23 protein-coding genes, 2 tRNA genes and 2 rRNA genes are annotated in these 17,594 nt (G+C 64.3%); 12 read left to right on the plus strand and 15 right to left on the minus strand.

Going from position 1 to position 17,594, the window contains the following annotated elements:
* Positions 1 to 3: 3 nt before the first annotated feature.
* Both ACT4ML_RS04925 and ACT4ML_RS04930 read right to left on the minus strand, forming a co-directional pair.
* Positions 4 to 336 (minus strand): type II toxin-antitoxin system PemK/MazF family toxin, encoded by a 333-nt coding sequence (locus ACT4ML_RS04925; RefSeq protein WP_444719852.1) that lies wholly within the window; start codon positions 334 to 336, stop codon positions 4 to 6.
* Entirely contained in the window at positions 333 to 704 is a 372-nt protein-coding gene (locus tag ACT4ML_RS04930) for a helix-turn-helix domain-containing protein (RefSeq protein ID WP_444719853.1), read from the minus strand. The genes ACT4ML_RS04925 and ACT4ML_RS04930 overlap by 4 nt, the downstream gene beginning before the upstream one ends.
* Positions 705 to 865: 161 nt before the next feature.
* Between ACT4ML_RS04930 and ACT4ML_RS04935 the strand changes: the two genes are divergently transcribed.
* Both ACT4ML_RS04935 and ACT4ML_RS04940 read left to right on the plus strand, forming a co-directional pair.
* Positions 866 to 1,636 (plus strand): coenzyme F420-0:L-glutamate ligase, encoded by a 771-nt coding sequence (locus tag ACT4ML_RS04935; RefSeq protein ID WP_444719854.1) that lies wholly within the window; start codon positions 866 to 868, stop codon positions 1,634 to 1,636.
* Positions 1,636 to 2,664, plus strand: a complete 1,029-nt coding sequence (locus tag ACT4ML_RS04940; protein WP_444719855.1) for a 5,10-methylenetetrahydromethanopterin reductase — start codon at positions 1,636 to 1,638, stop codon at positions 2,662 to 2,664. The genes ACT4ML_RS04935 and ACT4ML_RS04940 overlap by 1 nt, the downstream gene beginning before the upstream one ends.
* A 15-nt stretch (positions 2,665 to 2,679) precedes the next feature.
* On the opposite strand, the gene ACT4ML_RS04945 is transcribed toward ACT4ML_RS04940, so the two are convergent.
* Positions 2,680 to 2,874, minus strand: coding sequence for a hypothetical protein (locus tag ACT4ML_RS04945; protein WP_138243585.1), 195 nt, complete (start codon positions 2,872 to 2,874; stop codon positions 2,680 to 2,682).
* An 84-nt stretch (positions 2,875 to 2,958) separates the two neighbouring features.
* Between ACT4ML_RS04945 and ACT4ML_RS04950 the strand changes: the two genes are divergently transcribed.
* The 6 genes from ACT4ML_RS04950 (at position 2,959) to yciH (ending at position 8,592) form a co-directional block, all read left to right on the plus strand.
* Positions 2,959 to 3,225, plus strand: coding sequence for a DUF7573 domain-containing protein (locus tag ACT4ML_RS04950; protein WP_444719856.1), 267 nt, complete (start codon positions 2,959 to 2,961; stop codon positions 3,223 to 3,225).
* Between the two features lie 97 nt (positions 3,226 to 3,322).
* Entirely contained in the window at positions 3,323 to 3,517 is a 195-nt protein-coding gene (locus tag ACT4ML_RS04955) for a cold-shock protein (protein ID WP_006180449.1), read from the plus strand.
* 242 nt (positions 3,518 to 3,759) lie between these two features.
* The gene (locus tag ACT4ML_RS04960) at positions 3,760 to 4,740 is read left to right on the plus strand and encodes an AAA family ATPase (protein ID WP_444719857.1); all 981 of its coding nucleotides are present in this window, start codon (positions 3,760 to 3,762) and stop codon (positions 4,738 to 4,740) included.
* The gene (locus tag ACT4ML_RS04965; protein ID WP_444719858.1) at positions 4,737 to 5,807 is read left to right on the plus strand and encodes a DUF58 domain-containing protein; all 1,071 of its coding nucleotides are present in this window, start codon (positions 4,737 to 4,739) and stop codon (positions 5,805 to 5,807) included. The genes ACT4ML_RS04960 and ACT4ML_RS04965 overlap by 4 nt, the downstream gene beginning before the upstream one ends.
* Entirely contained in the window at positions 5,804 to 8,134 is a 2,331-nt protein-coding gene (locus tag ACT4ML_RS04970) for a transglutaminaseTgpA domain-containing protein (protein ID WP_444719859.1), read from the plus strand. Before ACT4ML_RS04965 ends, ACT4ML_RS04970 begins: the two co-directional genes overlap by 4 nt.
* Positions 8,135 to 8,298: 164 nt before the next feature.
* Entirely contained in the window at positions 8,299 to 8,592 is a 294-nt protein-coding gene (gene yciH / locus ACT4ML_RS04975; RefSeq protein ID WP_006183677.1) for a stress response translation initiation inhibitor YciH, read from the plus strand.
* Positions 8,593 to 8,702: 110 nt separating this feature from the next.
* Here yciH and ACT4ML_RS04980 read toward each other — a convergent pair whose 3' ends face one another.
* A complete protein-coding gene (locus ACT4ML_RS04980; protein WP_138243580.1) occupies positions 8,703 to 9,068 on the minus strand; it encodes a rhodanese-like domain-containing protein in 366 nt (121 codons plus the stop codon).
* Positions 9,069 to 9,220: 152 nt separating this feature from the next.
* On the opposite strand from ACT4ML_RS04980, the gene ACT4ML_RS04985 reads away from it, so the two are divergent.
* Entirely contained in the window at positions 9,221 to 9,475 is a 255-nt protein-coding gene (locus ACT4ML_RS04985) for a PLDc N-terminal domain-containing protein (protein ID WP_444719860.1), read from the plus strand.
* 48 nt (positions 9,476 to 9,523) lie between these two features.
* Here ACT4ML_RS04985 and ACT4ML_RS04990 read toward each other — a convergent pair whose 3' ends face one another.
* The 7 genes from ACT4ML_RS04990 to ACT4ML_RS05020 form a co-directional block, all read right to left on the minus strand.
* Positions 9,524 to 10,132, minus strand: coding sequence for an NUDIX hydrolase (locus ACT4ML_RS04990; protein ID WP_444719861.1), 609 nt, complete (start codon positions 10,130 to 10,132; stop codon positions 9,524 to 9,526).
* Between the two features lie 70 nt (positions 10,133 to 10,202).
* Positions 10,203 to 10,613, minus strand: coding sequence for a DUF5809 family protein (locus ACT4ML_RS04995; protein WP_444719862.1), 411 nt, complete (start codon positions 10,611 to 10,613; stop codon positions 10,203 to 10,205).
* Positions 10,614 to 10,638: 25 nt separating this feature from the next.
* On the minus strand, positions 10,639 to 11,109 hold the full coding sequence (locus ACT4ML_RS05000) for a DUF5810 domain-containing protein (RefSeq protein WP_444719863.1): 471 nt from the start codon (positions 11,107 to 11,109) through the stop codon (positions 10,639 to 10,641).
* A 55-nt stretch (positions 11,110 to 11,164) separates the two neighbouring features.
* Entirely contained in the window at positions 11,165 to 11,638 is a 474-nt protein-coding gene (gene rimI, locus ACT4ML_RS05005) for a ribosomal protein S18-alanine N-acetyltransferase (RefSeq protein ID WP_138243575.1), read from the minus strand.
* Between the two features lie 111 nt (positions 11,639 to 11,749).
* Positions 11,750 to 11,884 (minus strand): hypothetical protein, encoded by a 135-nt coding sequence (locus ACT4ML_RS05010; protein WP_444719864.1) that lies wholly within the window; start codon positions 11,882 to 11,884, stop codon positions 11,750 to 11,752.
* 5 nt (positions 11,885 to 11,889) lie between these two features.
* Positions 11,890 to 12,384, minus strand: coding sequence for a ferritin-like domain-containing protein (locus ACT4ML_RS05015; protein WP_444719865.1), 495 nt, complete (start codon positions 12,382 to 12,384; stop codon positions 11,890 to 11,892).
* 96 nt (positions 12,385 to 12,480) lie between these two features.
* Positions 12,481 to 12,762 carry a DUF6360 family protein gene (locus tag ACT4ML_RS05020; protein ID WP_444719866.1) on the minus strand — a complete coding sequence of 94 codons (282 nt, stop codon included), beginning with the start codon at positions 12,760 to 12,762 and terminating at the stop codon, positions 12,481 to 12,483.
* A gap of 858 nt (positions 12,763 to 13,620) precedes the next feature.
* Here ACT4ML_RS05020 and ACT4ML_RS05025 point away from each other — a divergent pair.
* The 3 genes from ACT4ML_RS05025 (at position 13,621) to ACT4ML_RS05035 (ending at position 14,667) form a co-directional block, all read left to right on the plus strand.
* Positions 13,621 to 13,761, plus strand: coding sequence for a hypothetical protein (locus ACT4ML_RS05025; RefSeq protein ID WP_006430304.1), 141 nt, complete (start codon positions 13,621 to 13,623; stop codon positions 13,759 to 13,761).
* 57 nt (positions 13,762 to 13,818) lie between these two features.
* Positions 13,819 to 14,514: a DUF7119 family protein gene (locus tag ACT4ML_RS05030; RefSeq protein ID WP_444719867.1), complete on the plus strand. Its 696-nt coding sequence runs from the start codon at positions 13,819 to 13,821 to the stop codon at positions 14,512 to 14,514.
* Positions 14,515 to 14,593: 79 nt separating this feature from the next.
* Positions 14,594 to 14,667 (plus strand) — tRNA-Lys (locus ACT4ML_RS05035).
* A gap of 387 nt (positions 14,668 to 15,054) precedes the next feature.
* Here ACT4ML_RS05035 and ACT4ML_RS05040 read toward each other — a convergent pair.
* The 4 genes from ACT4ML_RS05040 to ACT4ML_RS05055 form a co-directional block, all read right to left on the minus strand.
* Entirely contained in the window at positions 15,055 to 16,545 is a 1,491-nt protein-coding gene (locus ACT4ML_RS05040; protein ID WP_444719868.1) for a hypothetical protein, read from the minus strand.
* Positions 16,546 to 16,944: 399 nt separating this feature from the next.
* Positions 16,945 to 17,020, minus strand: a tRNA-Cys gene (locus tag ACT4ML_RS05045).
* A gap of 145 nt (positions 17,021 to 17,165) precedes the next feature.
* Positions 17,166 to 17,287, minus strand: a 5S ribosomal RNA gene (gene rrf, locus ACT4ML_RS05050).
* A 128-nt stretch (positions 17,288 to 17,415) separates the two neighbouring features.
* Positions 17,416 to 17,594: ribosomal RNA gene (locus ACT4ML_RS05055) — 23S ribosomal RNA — on the minus strand; the annotation flags it as partial.

The following is a 17,594-nucleotide window of genomic DNA, read 5'->3' on the forward strand; positions in this document are numbered from 1 at the left end:
CCCTCAGTCCCGGAGATAGCTATTGAGTTGATCGATCGTCTCGTCTATCGGCGGGCTCGCTATTCGACCGAACCAGTCGAGGATGTCGTCGTGAGACAGTGAGACGACACCCCACGGAACGAGGTAGCTCCGTTTCGGGAGTCCGCCGTCGAGAAAGTCGTTCTCGTTTACCGGAACCGTCTCCTCGTACCACGTCCGTGTCGTGAGCGTGACTGCGATATACTGTTCGCCATCGAACGGATGCGCGGTCGTATTGACGATCGCGAACGGGCGACTCGGCTTCTCTTCGTTGAACGGATCACCGGCTTCGACGACGTCCCCGCGCTCGTATTTCATGACTCGTCGACCTCTCGTTCGCTCGGATGGCGAGCGTCGGCTCCGGCATCGCGCCACGCGTCCATATCCTCCGACCCGAGCCGTTCGTCGAGCGACTCGAGGCTCCGGCTCAGATCGGTGGCAGAACGAATGCGCTGTGGGTCGCCGGCAGCCCAGTACGGCGGCTTGTGCCGAACCAAGTTTCGCTCCTTGAGACGGCTCAGTACCGCGCTGACCGTGTTCGGATCGATACCCGTCGAATCGGCGATCTCCCGTCGCTTGAACGCCTGTTCGTCGTTCGAAAGCAGGAAGGAGAGAACGCGCTCCGCGTGGGTCCGCTCGGATTCGAACTCCGTCTCCCGTTCGAAGGTATCGATATCGATCGGCATACGTCCGTTTTCGAGTTTGGGAACTATGTCTGTTTTCCCCGTTTGTAGCTATTGTCCCGTCTCGCGGCCACGAGAGAAGCCGGTGCGCGGATCCGTCGGCTATCGATGGTTCCATTCTCCGGTGACGGTGCCCTTTTGACGCCGGTCCCCCACCCACCGGTATGGAACTCAACGGCGTGGCGGACCTGCCCGAGATCCGCCCCGGCGACGACATCGCCGCCCTCGTCGCGGATCGGGCCGAGCTGGAACCCGGCGACGTGCTCACGGTCGCGAGCACCGTGGTCTCGAAGGCCGAAGGCCGCACAGCAGACCTCGAGGACTACCCGGTCAGCGGCCGCGCACGGGAGATCGCCGACCGGATCGCCGAGGTCACCGACGAGGAGAAGGACCCGCGGTTCGCGCAGGCGATCATCGAGGAGAGCGCGGAACTGCTGATCGACTGCCCGTTCCTGCTGGCCGAGACCCGATTCGGACACATCTGCCCGAACGCGGGGATCGACCGGTCGAACGTGCCGGATCACGACCTCTTGCTCCTGCCGAAGCGGCCGGACGAAAGCGCCGAGCGAATTCGATCGGGACTCGAGGAACGCGGCGTCGAAGACGTAGCGGTCGTCGTCACCGACACCTGCGGCCGACCGTTCCGGCACGGCCAGACCGGTGTCGCGATCGGCTGGGCGGGGATGCCCGCAAGCCGAGACTGGCGCGGCGAGGAGGACCGGGACGGCCACGAACTCGGTGTGACCGTCCAATCCGTGATCGACGAACTCGCCGCCGCCGCGAACCTCGTCACCGGCGAGGGGGCCGGCGGGACGCCCGCCGTGGTCGTCCGGGACTGGGAGTTCGGAGACCACGAGGGCAGCGACGAACTCTTCCGGGCCGTCGAGGACGATATGGTTCGACAGGCGCTGCGGGAGTGGAGGTTCGAGGGATAATGTGCGATAAGACACCGGATCGAGGGGGGAACGGACCGACACGAGGTATCGAACTCACGCCCGAGCACCCGCCCGATCGGGTGGCCGATCTGGCCGCGCTCGCGGAGGACGAGGAGTTCGACGTCACGTTCGCGAGCAGCCACTACTTCAATCGGGACCCGTTCGTGGTGCTCTCGCGGATGGCCGACGCCACCGAAGCGATCCGGCTCGGTCCGGGCGTCGTCAACCCCTACGAGACCCATCCCGTGAAACTGGCCGCTCAGACGGCGACGATCGACGAGATCAGCGACGGGCGCGGGGTCTTCGGCGTCGGCGCGGGCGACCGCTCCTCGCTGTCGAACCTCGGGGTCGAACGCGACAGCCCGCTCCGGCGCGTCCTCGAGACGTTCGACCTCGCCCGGGACCTTTGGGCCGGCGAGACGGTCACCCACGAAGGCACTTTCACCGCGCGGGACGCGGCGCTCAACCTCGAGCCGGCATCAGCGGACATTCCGGTCTACGTCGGCGCGCAGGGACCGCACATGCTCCGGATGAGCGCGAAACACGCCGACGGCGTGCTGGTAAACGCCGCGCATCCGCGGGACCTCGAGTGGGCGGCGGGCCAACTCGAGCAGGGGCTTGCAGAGCGCCCAGAAGAACGCGGCGCGTTCGAGTCGCTGGCCTTCGCGAGCGTCAGCGTCGCCGCCGACGAGAGCGACGCGCGCGAGGCGGCTCGACCGCCCGTCGCGTTCATCGTCGGCGGGGCCGCCGAGCCGGTCCTCGAGCGCCACGATATCGACCGAGAGGCGGCGAGCGCGGTGAGCGAGGCCCTCGAGCGCGGTGATCTGCCCGAGGCCTTCGACCGCGTCACGCCCGCGATGATCGACGCCTTCTGTATCGCGGGGACGACGGAGACCGTCGCGGACCGGTTCGCCGCGGCGCTCGAGCACGTCGACGGAATCGTCGTCGGCTCGCCGCTGGGTCCGGACCTCGAGGACGCGGTAGAGCGAGCGAGCGACGCGCTCGATCGTGCGGTCGAAAACGACTGACCGAGAACGGAAGGGTTAGTTCGCGGTGAAGAGGTCCGCGACCGCACCGAGGGTGAGGACGCCGAAGACGCCCATCGAGAAGACGACGAGGAGCGTGCCCATCAGGATCAGCAGCGGCGCGAGGCCCGCGCCCATCGCGACGTCGCTGAAGAGGCTGGTCATTTCGGTGAGGTTGTCCACGATGACGTTCAGCGGTGTGACGGTGTCCATGTTCGGGGGTTGTTACCGGTGCTACTTGGCCGTGCCGGTCCCGAATGAGGTGGGATTAAGCCGGTCCCCGTCGTACCGTTTTCCGTGACCGACGACGCGACGCTCTCCGATTTCGATTCTGCTGTCGGCGACGACGAGACAACGGAAGCATCACGAGAGGGAGAGGAATCCGCCGCCGATCCCGCCGAAGCGGCAGATTCGAGTGCGGAAACAGGGACGAGCGGCGCGGCCCGCTGGACGTACGCGTGGGGCGACTACACCTGCAGTCGGTGTGACTCGCCGACCGAGCGCGCGTGGCGCGCCGACGGCGAGGGGACCGGTCCGGTCTGTCCCGACTGCAAATCGTGGTAATCAGTGACTGACAGCGGTAACAGGTGACTTCGCGGGGCGGTGCTTGCGAGTCTCCTCCCGAAGCTTTATATCTCCGTCGTGGTTCTATGCAGATGCAATGGCGAAAGGTACGGTCGACTTCTTCAACGACACTGGCGGCTATGGATTCATCGAGACTGACGACGCGGACGAGGACGTGTTCTTCCACATGGAGGACATCGGCGGTCCTGACCTAGAGGAGGGTCAGGAACTCGAGTTCGACATCGAGGAGGCCGAGAAGGGTCCACGCGCGACGAACGTCGAGCGGCTCTAGGCCGGTCCAATCGGGGGTATCGTTTTCTAATTGCTACGTTCTGAGCGGCGGCGCTGTCGATGGGACCGCGCAACTGACTCGAGCCGACAGTTGATCGCCAGCCGCGTCTCGACTCGCCGGAGGCGGAATCGACACACGTCTCGAGTCACGGGTAATTCGAATGACACAAAACATATGTTCCGGAGCCCCGGATGTCGTAGTAATGGATAGCTCGCCTGGGCCCCGCAGACTTCCTCGAGACGATGACTGACGCCAATCCGACACCGGAGCGGAGCGTCGAACCGGCGGAAGACGACGACTCGCGTCCGGTTTCGACGGTCGAGCAGTTGTGTGCCGAAATCGAGGCGAACGTGTCCCGCGTCATCGTCGGCCACGATGACGTGATCGAACACGTCATCACCGCCGTCCTCGGGCGCGGCCACGTCCTCCTCGACGACGTGCCCGGCGTCGGCAAGACGATGCTCGCGCGCTCGATCGCTACCTCTGTCGACTGCACGTTCAGCCGCGTCCAGTTCACGCCCGACCTCCTCCCCAGCGACGTCACCGGCGTGAACGTCTTCAACCAGAAGACCCGCGAGTTCGAGTTCCAGTCCGGCCCCGTCTTCGGCAACATCGTCCTCGGCGACGAGATCAACCGCGCGCCGCCGAAGACCCAGAGCTCCCTGCTCGAGGCCATGGAGGAAGGACAGGTCACGACCGACGGCACGACGCGCGAACTCCCGACGCCCTTTATCGTCATTGCGACCCAAAACGCCGTCGAGCCGAACCGTACCTACGACCTGCCGTTCGCCGAACTCGACCGCTTCATGAAGAAACTCCACCTCGGCTACCCCGACCCCGACGAGGAGGCCGAACTGCTCGGCCGTACGGTCGGCGACCACCCGATCGAATCCCTCGAGGCGGTGACCGACCGCGAGACCCTCGTCGCCGCCCGCGAGACGGTGTCGACGGTACAGGTCGCAGAGCCGGTCCGGGAGTACGCGACGCGGCTCGTGGCCTACACCCGCGAGAACGCCCACATCGGCGTGAGCCCCCGCGGGACGATATCGCTCCTCCGGGCGGCCCAGGCCCGCGCGGTCACGAACGGCCGGGACTACGCGATTCCGGACGATATACGGGCGGAAGCGCCCGTGGTGATGGCCCACCGGATCAAGACGAACGGTCACGACCGGGACGGCACCGCGGTCGTCGAGGACGCACTCGAGCGCGTGCCCGTCGAATGAGACTCACGCTCCGCGGGTGGACCGTCGTCGTCGTGGTGTGCGGGGCCGTCGTGCTGAGCTGGCAGTCCGGCCCGCGAGCGTTGAACGCCATCGTCGTCCCGCTGGTCGTCATGTTACTCGCCGGGCTGGTCACGATCGGTCGCGCCGACCGGCCGCGCGTCACCCGCCGGCCCGTCGAGGAGGGATTCATCCGCGAGGAGCGCCCGGTCGAGGTCGCGATCGAGACCGACGGCGCGACCGCCGCGACCGTCCGCGATACCGTCGGCGACGGCCTCTCGGCGGCGACGGAGCCGCTCGCGGAAACGACCCTCGAGGGCGAGGAGACGGTTTCCTACGACGTGCGACTCGAGGCGCGGGGCGAGCGCCGAGTCGGCCCGCTCTCGATCACCGTCAGTGACGTCGTCGGGCTCGTCGAGCGACGGTTCGCGTACGAGGCGACGACGCCCGTTCTCGTCTACCCGCGAGTCCGGCAGTTGGCCGGCGGCTCCGCTGCGGACATCCAGGCGCTGGCCGGCGTCGCGGACCGGCGCGATCACGAGGAGTTCGATCACCTTCGGGAGTACCGCCGCGGGGATCCGCTGCGGGACGTCCACTGGAAGTCCGCGGCCAAGCGCCCGGACGACGACCTCGTCGTCACGGAGTACGCGGACGACGAGGAGGGCGGCGCCGTCACGATCGCCGCCGACTGTCTCACCGACCGCGACGACGAGATGGCGTCGGCCGCCGCCACCGTCGCGACGTACCTGCTCGAGCAGGGCGCGACGGTCGGGATCACCGTCCCCGGCGGCACGCGGCCGCCGGGATCGGGCCGGGACCACCACCGCGATCTACTCCAGTTACTGGCCGTCGCCGGGCCCGGCGAACTCGGCGAGCGGACCCGCGGGGACGCGGACGTACTGGTCCGAACCGACGACGACGGGACGACGGTCGTCGTCGACAGGCACGAGATCCCCTTCGATCGGCTCTGCGGGCGGGAAAGCGGGGACGAGCGAGGCGACGATCGGAAACGAACCGAACGCGACGGCCAAAGTGACCGCGAGACCGGCGGACAGGGGGTAACCGCATGAGTACGGACTCGTCCAGTCACGCCGGGGATCGAACGCTCTCGATCGATACGGACGAGCCGATCGGCTCCGACGCCGTCCGCCTCCTCGCGCTCGGCTGCGTACTGGTCCTGACGGGATCGTACGTCAGCGTCCTGTACGACATAACGCGGGTCGTCGGCGGGAGTCAGTCGCTGCTCGCCCTCGTCGGCGTCATGCTCCTCGCGGCGACGGGACTCGCGCGGTTGATCCGTCCCCGGACGGCGGGTCTCCTCGCGCTGGTCGGAGCCGGGTTCGGCTTCGCCTACTACCTCACGTCGGCCGGCGTCGAGCTCGGCGTCGTCTTCACGGCGACCGACGCGCTCGTTTCGGACACCGTCGCGCTCGCGACCGGCCTTCCGCTGCTCCGGATGGTACAGGCGGGCATCTGGACGCTCGGCTTCGCGCCCGCACCCGTCTTCCTCTCGTGGTATCTCGCCGTGCGAGGCCGGTACGAACTCGGCGTCGTCCCCGGCGGGATCGCGCTGGGCTTTCTCGTCCTGACCGGCGACGCGGGCACGCTCGTCACCCTGACCGGTACCCTCGCGGCCGTCGGGGCCGTCGCCTTCGGCGAACTCGAGCGCCGCGGCGGCTCGATCGCACAGGCAGACCTGCTCGCCGTGCTGTTCGCGGTGATCGTCGCCCTCTCGCTGTCGGTGACGATCGTCCCCGGCGAGCCGAGCGGGCCGACCCACCTCGTCCAGGGCGAAGCCGGCTCCCTCGAGGCGACGATCGATTCCTCGCCCCAGCGGTCGGGAATCTCCGGGCAGGTCGACCTCTCGCCGGAGGTTCGGTTCACCGTCGAGTCCGATCAGCGGTCCTACTGGCGGACCGGAGTCTACGACCGCTTTACCGGCGACGAGTGGGTCCGGACCGGTCAGAGCAGCCGCTACGACGGCCGGCTCGCATCGCCGCCGGGGAACTACGAGACGGTCGAGCAGACCGTCACCGCCGAAACGGAACTGGGAATCATGCCCGTCTCGCCCCAGCCGCTCTCTCTCGGCGGCGACGTGACCCGGGAAACCACCGTCTCCAGACACGGCCAGCCGCGGCCCGAAACGCCGCTCGAGGCGGGCGAGAGCTACACCGTCGAGAGCGCGAAGATCGACGCCGACCCGGCCGCGCTCCGGGCCGCGGGGACGAACTACCCCGAGGAAGTCACCGACCGCCACCTCCAGACGCCCGAAGACACCTCGAGCGAGTTCCGCGAGCGCACCGCCGAGATCACGGCGGAGGCGGACAATCCCTACGAGAAGGCGGCCGCGATCGAGAGCCATCTCCGCTCGTCGAAGGACTACTCGCTCGAGGTCACCCAGCCCGCCGGTAACGTCGCCGAAGGGTTCCTGCTCGAGATGGACGAGGGCTACTGCGTCTACTTCGCGACGACGATGACGCAGATGCTCCGCGAGGAGGGGGTCCCGGCCCGCTACGTCACCGGCTACACGAGCGGCCAGCAGGTCGACGACGACGAGTACGTCGTCCGCGGGCTCGACGCCCACTCGTGGGTCGAGGTCTACTTCCCCGACCACGGCTGGGTCCGGTTCGATCCGACCCCCGGCGGCTCCCGCGCCGACGTCCACACCGACCGACTCGAGGAAGCCCGCGCGAACGGCAACGAGGCGGCGGACACCGAGGAAAGTGAGGACGTTCCGATCGATGACGACGAAGACGACCCCGCCGAGCCGCCCGAGTCCGACCCGTCCGATCCGAACGGCTCGCCGTCGGATCCGAACACGGACAACGGAACGGATCCGGAAACTGATCCGAACAACGGGACTGGGCCTGACGACCCGGACAACGGAACGGATCCCCCGGACGATCCCGGTGATCGAGTCGACGGTGACGCCTCGGAGGGCACATCACTCGGCGAGCGCCTCGTCGCGCTCGTCCGCGAGACGGGCGCGATCGGGCTCGTCCTCCTCATCGGTCTCGCCGCGGGCGCGCGTCGAACCGGCGCGGCGACGCGGCTCCGCCGCGGCGTCGGGATCTACTGGCACGGGTTCCGCGCCGAACCCGACCACGACGCCGAGCGCGCCTTCCGTCGCCTCGAGCGACTCCTCGCGCGGGAGTACCGACCGCGCCGTCGGTCGGAGTCCGCGCGGGCCTACCTGACCGCGCTCTCGACGGCGTCCGAGGACGAGACCGAGACCGAGAGCGCGGGCCCGCTCGATCTGCGGGTCGAGCAGGTGCTCGAGTCCTACGAACGGGCGGTCTACGGCGACGGCGTGAGCCGGGCGGAGGCCGACGAGGCGATCGAGATCGTCGACGACCTCGCCCGGAGTCGGCTGCCGATAGTCGGTCGGCTCCGATGACGCCGCTTTCCGCGAGAGCCGAGCCGGGTTCGGTCAACGGGGACTCGAGTTCGTTCAACGGCCGCGGTTGACCGGTAAATCTGCCCCCGCACTCAAAAAGAACCACGCGAGGGCATGCGGGTCCCGATAGTGTTTAATATGCCCGTTTCATAGCTACGAACGTAATGTCGGAAGTCTGCTCGACGTGCGGGCTGCCCCAGGAACTCTGCGTCTGCGAGGACGTGGCGAAGGGCCAACAGCAACTCAACATCCGCATTGACGAGCGCAGATACGGGAAAGAGGTAACGATCGTCGAAGGATTCGACCCGAAGGATGTCGATCTCGACAGTCTGTCGTCGGATCTCAAGTCCAAGTTCGCCTGCGGTGGGACGGTCGAGGACGACCAGATCGAACTTCAAGGGAACCACACCGGCCGCATCGAAGAGTTCCTTCGGGACCGCGGCTTCAACGTCGCCTGATGCCCGCGATGCTCTGAGACGACTTCCGAACCCACGACCGCGTCATAGAACGCCGCCGTTTTTTCACCCGCATACCGCCCAGTCGCGTTACCGTCTCCGAGAGCGACCGGTTAGAACGGCGATTCGCGTTCGGCCGGCTCCTCTTCGTCGTCCTCCTCGCGGACGAGTCCGAACTTCATGCCGTACTTATCGAGGCCGCCCTCCATGCTCTCGACCCGCGCGTCCGCGGTCCCGTCGTAGGACCCGATGAGCTGTGCGGCCTGCACGCTCGCCTTGCCGTGGGGACAGACGGTGACGATGTGCTCGTCGTCCTCGAGTTCGTCGACGCGATCCGTGAGTTCGTGGAAGGGGATGTTTTCGCTGCCGGGGATGTGACTGTGTTTGAAATTCCGCTCGTCGCGGATATCGACGATGCGAACGTCGGCATCGTCCTCGAGGAGTTCCTTGACCTCGTCGGTGGTGATTTCGCCGTCCATTACTGTGCGATTGGGTGTCGACTCGAATAAGAACAGGGGTTCGACCTGGGCGACTCCGCTGGGGTTCGACTGCGAGCCGTTGCAGCTCGTCTGATCGTGGCACTCTAGTCAGAACGAAAAACATATAGCTGGGCTATAGTATAGCTGCGGTAATGATTCCGGAAACTGCCCTCGTTCCGATGCAAGCCGCCGCCGGTGGCTTCATTCTCTTCGTCGGTTTGGTGTTTTTCGTCATCCAGATCGCCGCGCTGATATGGGTCTACAGCGATGCGCAGACGAACAGTCCTCAGAGTGCAGTACTCTGGACGCTCGTCGTATTCTTCGGGGGTTTGCTTGGCCTCCTACTGTATGTCCTCATCGGCAGAGACCGACGGAGCAGTCGGACCGATCACCGGACCCAGTTCTAGAGCAGGATCCAGTCTCGGAGACGGGAAACCGGTCGACCGCGTCGCTATTTAAACCAGTCCGTCTTCTTTCGCTAATAGCAGCCCCGACAGCGTCGCGTCGTTCGTCGATTGTTCGCGAACCCGGTCGAGCGCCTCGCCGACCGGCACCGTCGTCACCTCGAGGAACTCGTTGGAATCGAGTTCCCGTTCGCCCGGCTCGAGCCCCTCGGCATAGACGATGGCGCGGTCGTGGCGCAAGACGCCGGTGGCGACGGCGTACTCCTGGAGGAGTGCGGTGCTCGTGGGGCGGAAACCGGTCTCCTCCTCGAGTTCTCGGGTCGCAGCCTGCGTGTAGGACTCGCCGTCCTCGACGATCCCCGCGGGGAGCTCGAGTTGGGTCTCGCGGATCGTCGGCCGGTACTGTTCGACGAACAGGAGCCGATCTTCTCCCGCACCAGCGTCGCCGGCGCCGTCAGTGGCGTCAGTACCGCTCTCCGCGTCCGCGAGGACGCTGCCGTCGATCCGCGCCACCACGACGACCGCGGCCGGCAGCTCCGCCCAGTAGTAGCGTTTCTCCGTCCCATCGGGCTGTTCGAGCAGGTCGTAGCCACCGTCGTACCAGCCGGTCTCGTACTCGGTCCGTTCCTCGAGTAGCTCCCACTCGTCGGGTGCAGTCATCGTGGGAGAATGGGCGCTCGAGCGGATAATAGATGGCGGTCGCTCGTTCTGGTCGGGTCTCGCGACGGAGCTACACCAGTTCTCGATACAGCCGTCCGAACGCCTGCCGCCGAAGCGTCGCGACCGCCGCGTCCTCCTCGTTCTGGAAGGTCGCCGCGACGGCAGTTTCCTCGGGCCCCGCGTGCCAGACGACGTGATCGACGTCCTCGTGGCCCGTTTTGGTCACCTCACCATCGTAGCTCTCAAGCCAGTCCTCGAACTCCTCGCGGCTCCCGACGCGGACCTCGAGCAGGCTCGCGAACAGGGCGTCTCGAGCGGTCTCGACGACGTCGCCGGTGACGCGCTCGTCGTACTCCTCGCGCTCGAATTCCATGGCCTTGGCCACCTCGCGGACGACCGTCTGGGCCGCGGGGCCGACCGACTCGTACTGTGCTCGCGCGGCTTCGGCCGATTCGAAGGTGAACGTCCCCACCGTGTGCATATCCGGACAGTCGGCCGACGGCCAGTTACGCGTTTCCGTTCCCGTCGGCGTCGCCGTCAGCGTCGCCGGCGTCGTCCGCAGCGTCGCCGTTCGAGGCCGAGTCGTCGGCCGCCTCGCCCTCGCTCGAGTCCTGCATCTCGCGGGTCAACTCCGCGGCCTCCTGCAGGACGTTCTCGGCTTCGGCAGTCATCGATCCACGACCGGGCTGGCGGCTCTGGCGGGAGATGCCCGCCTCGAGCGAATCGGGTCGGCCGGGCTCGTGACCGTGGCTGTGGCCGTGGCCGCGCTCCTCGAACTCCGGCGTGTCGATTTCGTCCGCGTGCGGGCTGACGAGTTCTCCGAGTTCTTCGGGGCTGCACTCGCCCCAGTCGGGCGCGTACTCCTCGAGCCACTCGCGGTGGTCCTCGCGACCGAGCGACGCGGTGATCGCGAGGTGGTTCGCGAGGTGAACCGCGTCGGCCTCTTCGGCGTCACAGACCGGACAGGCGTATCCCATAGGTGAACTGTACGACCGCGAACGGTAAAACGTCCCGCAACCGACCGGTATCGAGTCAGCCGAGTTTCCGGATCATCACGATCGCGTCCTCGCCGTCGCCGTAGTACTCGGGAACCCGCCGGAGCGGATCGAACCCGAACTCCCGGTAGAGGCGTTTCGCCCCGTCGTTCGACCGCCGAACCTCGAGTTTGACCGTCTGCGCGCCGTGGGCCGCGAGCACGCCGATCGATCGGGACAGGAGCGTGGAGCCGACGCCGTCCCCGCGGTGGTCGGGGTGGACGGCGATATCCTTCACGTGGCCGAGCGCGCGGCCGATCTGCTGGGTCACGTCGGCGACGATGTAGCCGGCGACCTCGCCGTCGCACTCGGCGACGAGAAATCCCGGCTTGCCGAGGAACCGCTCGAACGCGTCGTAGGGCCAGGGCTGGGAAAACGACGCGTTCTCGATGCGAACGACCGCGAGCAGATCCGCGCGCTCCGCGGGTCGGACCGTCACTTCCTCGCCGTCCTCCGGCGCGGGCCTTGTCACACGCGGCAGTAACGCATCGAACAGTAAAAGCCGTACGCGTCTCGGCAGCCGGCGTCGAAATCGGGCGACCGTGTCGGCTCGAGACGGCGGCAACTCACCCGAAGCGGGAGACTACGCGTCAGTCTCGCCGTCTCCGCTGTCCCCGTCGTCCTCGTCGAGATCGGTCGTCGGCTGCTCGTCTTCGGTGCCGCCGTACTGGGTCTGTTCCTCCTCGTCGTCGGCCTCGGTATCGCCGTCGTCAGTCACGCGAATCACTCGGCCGGGATCGCGTCTATCTCGAACTCCTCGGTCAGTTCCGTCAGCTCCTCGAGGGCGGCTTGCTCCTCCCGGAGGGTCTCCTCGAGGAGGTCGGCGGCGTCGTCCATACCGAGCTGGTCCGCGAGCGGGATCAGGTTCCCGTAGGCGGCGATCTCGTAGTGTTCGGTCTTCTCCGCGGCCGCCATGTTGTGATAGTCCATCACGTCCTGGTCGGGATCCATCGACACGAACTCCTCGTACTCCTCGAGTAAGCCCTCGATACCCTCACACTCCTCTTTCTCCGGCGGCTCGCCGAACATGTCGAAGACCTCCTCGAGCCGGTCGATCTGTCCTTCCGTTTCCTCGCGGTGTTCCGAAAACGCCTGCGCGATTTCCTCGCGCTCGGTGTTCGACTCGAGTTCCTCGAGCGCGTCGAGGAGCTGATGCTCCGCGTGATAGATGTCCTCCAAGCCGTGTTCGAACAGGTCCTGAATCGTATCCATGCTCATGGTGTATCCACTCGAGCGTTCACCGGGCGAGCGAAAAAGACGGGAGCCTGCGACGGCAGGTTTCACGAGCGGTCCCGCCGTCGCAACCGGCTCCGGCTACTCCGCCGCGTCCTCGACGCTGTCGGCGTGTTTCTCGAGATCGGCAGCCAGCGCGCGGGCCTGTTCCGGCGTCAGCTCGAACTCTTCCATATGCTTGGGCAAGTGCTCCTCGGACAGGTTATCGAACTCGAACTGGAGGCGAACCTCGTCGGGATCCTCGCGGTCGGCGGTCGCGTTCACGACGGCGACCGACTCCCACTCGAACGTCTCGCCTACCGCCTTCCCCTCGACGTAGTCCAACGTCGTGTACGCGTTGACCGTCATCAGTCGATCGGACATGTCGATTCGACACTCGCGGCGCTCACTTATACTGGTGGCTGTTGCGAGCGACGCAGCCGTTGTCGCGACGGGTCCGACAGTCACTGTCCGTGCACGCACCGCACTCGAGTCCGTCGAAACCGGTTGCCCGGATGCGTGATGCTGGCCGACATTGGAGATGCCACCGGAGAAACCGAACTCGAGCGCACCCGCGAACTGCTCCCGGCGAATACAGACGACCTACTCGACCACACAGTAGCGGGACCAGTGCAGAGACGTCCCGGCCGAACGTCTCGGATCGACCGCGGCAATCGGTGGACATGACGACGGATCGTGCGCCACACGTAACGGCTGTTTTTGCCGCAACAAGTTCTGGGGAGATCGACTCCTGAGACAAATCAACGCACGAACAGCAGTTGGACGAGGGAATTCGCGATTGAACCGGTTGAGCGACGCAAGCAGTGGCGGCGTCTCGTGGTACTCGACTCGATTGTCAGTTACTGGTCTCTCATCTGTACTGATACGAAGGAGCGATTTCGGAACGAAGGGACTGAAACGGACCCTGTCACCTCGAGAGCCGTTCCCTGTCGAACGCTCTCTCAGTACAGCGTCAACTGAGCACCCACCCGGTCGATAGTTCTGTCTCGAAAGACGATCGTCTCGCCGCCGTCTCACTCGTCGATATCTATCGATCACGGACCCATTCGAACAGTTGCCATCGGTTCCGTGCTCCGTCATTCGGCATGCCCTCGTCAGAAACCGTACGTCTCGCGGAACCGATCCGTCAGAGATAGCGGCATAATCGACCCATAAGACAGAGCACGGGTATCGTTTGCAGCCGAAGCGATACTTATGCCGACGGGGTCCGAAAGGCCGGCAATGACTGATACAGCCGAATGCAAACCAGAGCCGGTCGAGCAGGAATCCGAAGAGCGTGACGATGCTCACCTCGACGACATCGAGGAAGGGGCCGGCTGTACGGAAATCTGGGAACACCTCGCAGAGCAGCGCGAGGAGTAACCCGAGAATTTCGCCACGGCAACGACCTTTTTGACTGCGAGACCCGTAGCGAGGTGCATGACCGACAACCGGCCCGGTGATCGTTCGCACCGCCGCGGCGAGAACGGTCGATCGATCCCGACGGACCGCGAATCTCCCGTCGGTGCACCAGTTATCCGGGGCGACGAATCGGTCGCCGGGACCCGCGCCCGCGAGGCCGTCCAGTTCGATCCCGACGACCCCGACAGCCTCGCGGACGCCGCCGAAACCGTCCGCCAGTTTGCGGCCGGCAACACCAACGACGATCACCTCTACATGCTCCGCGGCGCGGCCGCCTGCGCCGCGCTCGTCCGTGGCGAAGGCTCCTACAAAGCCGCCGCGGAACGCGCCGGTGGCGACGCCACCGTCTCGTTTATCCGCAAGTGGGCCCGCGTCCACGACCTCCCGAGATCGGTGCGCAAGCAGGTCGCGATCGGCCAGATCGCACCGACCGCCGCCAAACACATCGCCCGCGTCGGCGGTGAAGCACGACTCCTCCTCGCGTGGGCCACCCTCGACGGAAACCTCACCGTCCGCGACGTGCGAAGCGTCGCCAGCTCGATCAACGACGGGACATCCATCGATCAGGCGCTCGCCGAGCACGATATCACCCTCGGCCGACTCGAGCTCACCCTCTCACCGCACACCTACCGCGACCTCCGGCGTCGCGCCTCCGTCGAAGACGTCGACCCCGGCCACCTCGTCACCGAGGCGCTCGAGCAGTACCTCGAGTGAACTCGTCTCGAACTAACGGGACACATCCGTAGCGGAGAAAGAAACGTTTAACCGCTACTCCCCGAAAAGGGAAACCACGGGGCCGGTAGCTCAGTTTGGCAGAGCGTCTGGCTTTTAACCAGACGGTCGCGTGTTCAAATCGCGCCCGGCCCGCTTTTGCCACGAGCAAGGTCGCGAGTGGCAAAACCACCGCGATTTGAATCGCAGGGAGATCGCGCACAACGGAGAGCACGTCCGATCGTGTGTTCAAATCGCGCCCAGCCCGCTTTCCTGCTGCGAACAATATGTGAGCAGCAGGTCGCAGATCCGAAGCGAGTTGAAGTAGACGAGCTGAGCCTGCGAGCGAGCAGGAACGTCTCAGCGTAGTTCACGATCGCGCCTGCCCCGCTTCTGCGAGAACCGATTCGTAACCGGCAGAGCAGCGACCGCGGTTTGAGCGCGGAAGAACGCAGTCTCACGAGCGAAGCGAGTGAGGAGAGGAGTTGGAAAATAAACCGCCGAAATAATCGCTACCTCGACTAGTAGTCACCGGCCATATTGTTATTCGATCTGTGGTGTTTCGAGGTGTTCTTCGAGATAGCTCCAGTCATCGAAGTCGTTCCTCGAAGACCCACCAGTCGAGTACCCATAGTAGTTATTAGGCCGGTTGTAGTTCATCACGCTCGGGTACTCTTGGTGCGAATACCTTCTAGAATCGATTCCCTCGTGAACATCAGCTAGCCCGAGGGAATGACCCAGCTCATGCATGGCAGTCGTTCCTGTAATATCACTCCACTCATAGTGGCGGACCATCATCGCACCGCTCGAGCCGCTTGCGGCAGTGCCACCGACGCTTCTTCCATCGTGAACGGCGGTCTCAACGATAAGCAGGTAGTGGTAGCCCGTTCCGTTCTGATCCCGATACTGATCCCGATAGTCCTCATACGAACCGTCCCACTCCGTTCGCGGCTCTGACGGAACGATCTCGTCGTACTCGACGTGTAGCGAAATACCGGTCGATCCATCCGGGTTATCGATCGGTGCGTCTTCGAACTGTTGTACGATTTTAGCCGTTTCCCGCTTCGGTAATTCGGTTCCCTCCATTTCGTCTACCTCGACGAAGACGTCCGTTCGAAGCGGATCCGCACCCGGGTATTGATCAGACCGATTCACCTCTTTGCCGTCAGAAAGTCCGTCGCCATCCGTGTCCTCATCAGTCGGGTCAGTCCTGTACTCGATGATTTCCGCTCCGTCAGTCAGCCCATCGTCGTCGGAATCCGAATCGTAAGGATTCGTCTCATAGTCATCAACTTCGGATGCATCGTCGACGCCATCGCCATCCGAATCGGTATCGACGTTCGTTGGATCAGTCTCGAGAGTATAGATTTCGTCATCATCGTCGAGTCCGTCGCCGTCGGTATCGGTACTCGTTGGCTCAGTCTCGTAAATCTCTATCTCGTCGCCATCACTGATACCATCATCGTCCGTATCATTTCGAGTCGGATCAGTCCCGTACTCGTTCCTCTCGAGACCGTCGCCGACCCCGTCGTCGTCCGTATCGATATCTATCGGCGACGTCCCATACGCTTCGACTTCTTCGCGATCGGATAGTCCATCCCCATCAGTATCGGTGTCTGTCGGGTCAGTGCCGTGGTCGTATACTTCGTCATCGTCTGAGAGTCCATCACCATCCGTATCGATTGCTCTCGGGTTCGACTCGTATTCTCCGATTTCAGCTGGATCGCTCAGACCATCTCCATCGGAGTCTGTATCGGACGGATTTGTCTCGAGTTCGTTCACCTCTTGGCCGTCCTCTAGCCCATCGCCGTCAGTATCCGCATTGATTGGGTTGGTCCCGTACTGTTTCTCTTTCCCGTCATCAAGGCCATCTTCGTCAGTGTCGACAGACGAGGGATCAGTGCCCTCTCTAACTTCACTCAATGCAGACTCTCCATCTCCATCGATATCGACGAACGTAGTCCCGCCAACGAAACCCGCAGAGAGTATCGACCCGAATAGCAGCCCCACTACGACCACTCTTCTAGAAACCATCCGTCCCCAACTTTTCACTATCGGTATAATTATATTCTGGCTGTTTGTAGTATCGTATTATTGTATTATTATAATTACGAGATAGATATCCTCTGACAAGCAGTGTAGCGGTCTTGCGGCACCCACAAGAGTATCGTCTCAGTAAGTACGATTCGACCACTCGATTCCCTCGAATTCCTCGTTGAGTGCTGGTCGCTCGAGGATATACTGAGAAGGGACATCGCTCGAGTTGACGGAATAAGAGTGGCACCTGATCGCGGCAAATTTCCGTTAGCCGTCGCTACCGTGGGATGCTGTTTCCAGAATATCCCGGAGGTATTGGAAAATCCGCTCCAGTCGCCGTTCCTGACAACCACTGACGACTAGTTCCTACAATTCGCGTAGGTGTAAAGAAGTTTAAGCCAAGGGCCGGATTTGAACCGGCGGTGGGCGGCTCTGCAGGCCGCTGCGTTCGGCCGGACTCTGCCACCTTGGCGCATCCTACCGTTGACACTGCGTTCGTTTAAGCATAGCGGTACGGCACAATCGTGGTTGCTGTCACTGATCGGGAGAAATACAGAAACCCCCACAGAGCGGCTGCCAAAGCAGTCGCTCTGTGAGGGTGAAAGTATGAGTATGAGTGGTGGCGGCGAAACGGGGTTCCCAGAGGGTCGCCCACTCCAGTACTAACCGTAACGCAGGCGAGCTTATCTTCCGTGTTCGGGATGGGTACGGGAGGCACCTCGCCGCTGTGGCCGCCGTAATGCCGACCGACGGACTCGAACCGTCGTCAAACCGTAATCGGTGGTATGTCTACGACCGTAGTATACGTGTAGTCCAGTTTGCGTCCGGACCCGTTCGCGCGTCACGGATCCAATGCGATGTAGTGTATGAGTGTGTGGCTCGATCGGTTAGTGCTCGCGGACTCAACACCTCGTTGCCTTGGTGCGTACATCCCGAGTCTATCGATCTCGTCTTCTACGAGTGATCTCAGTGGTATCTCTTTTTCAGGTGGGTTTCGAGCTTAGATGCGTTCAGCTCTTACCCCGTGGTGCGTCGCTGCCCGGCAC

The organism is Natrinema sp. LN54, assembly GCF_052439245.1.
In the GTDB taxonomy this organism is placed as follows: Archaea; Halobacteriota; Halobacteria; order Halobacteriales; family Natrialbaceae; genus Natrinema; species Natrinema versiforme_A.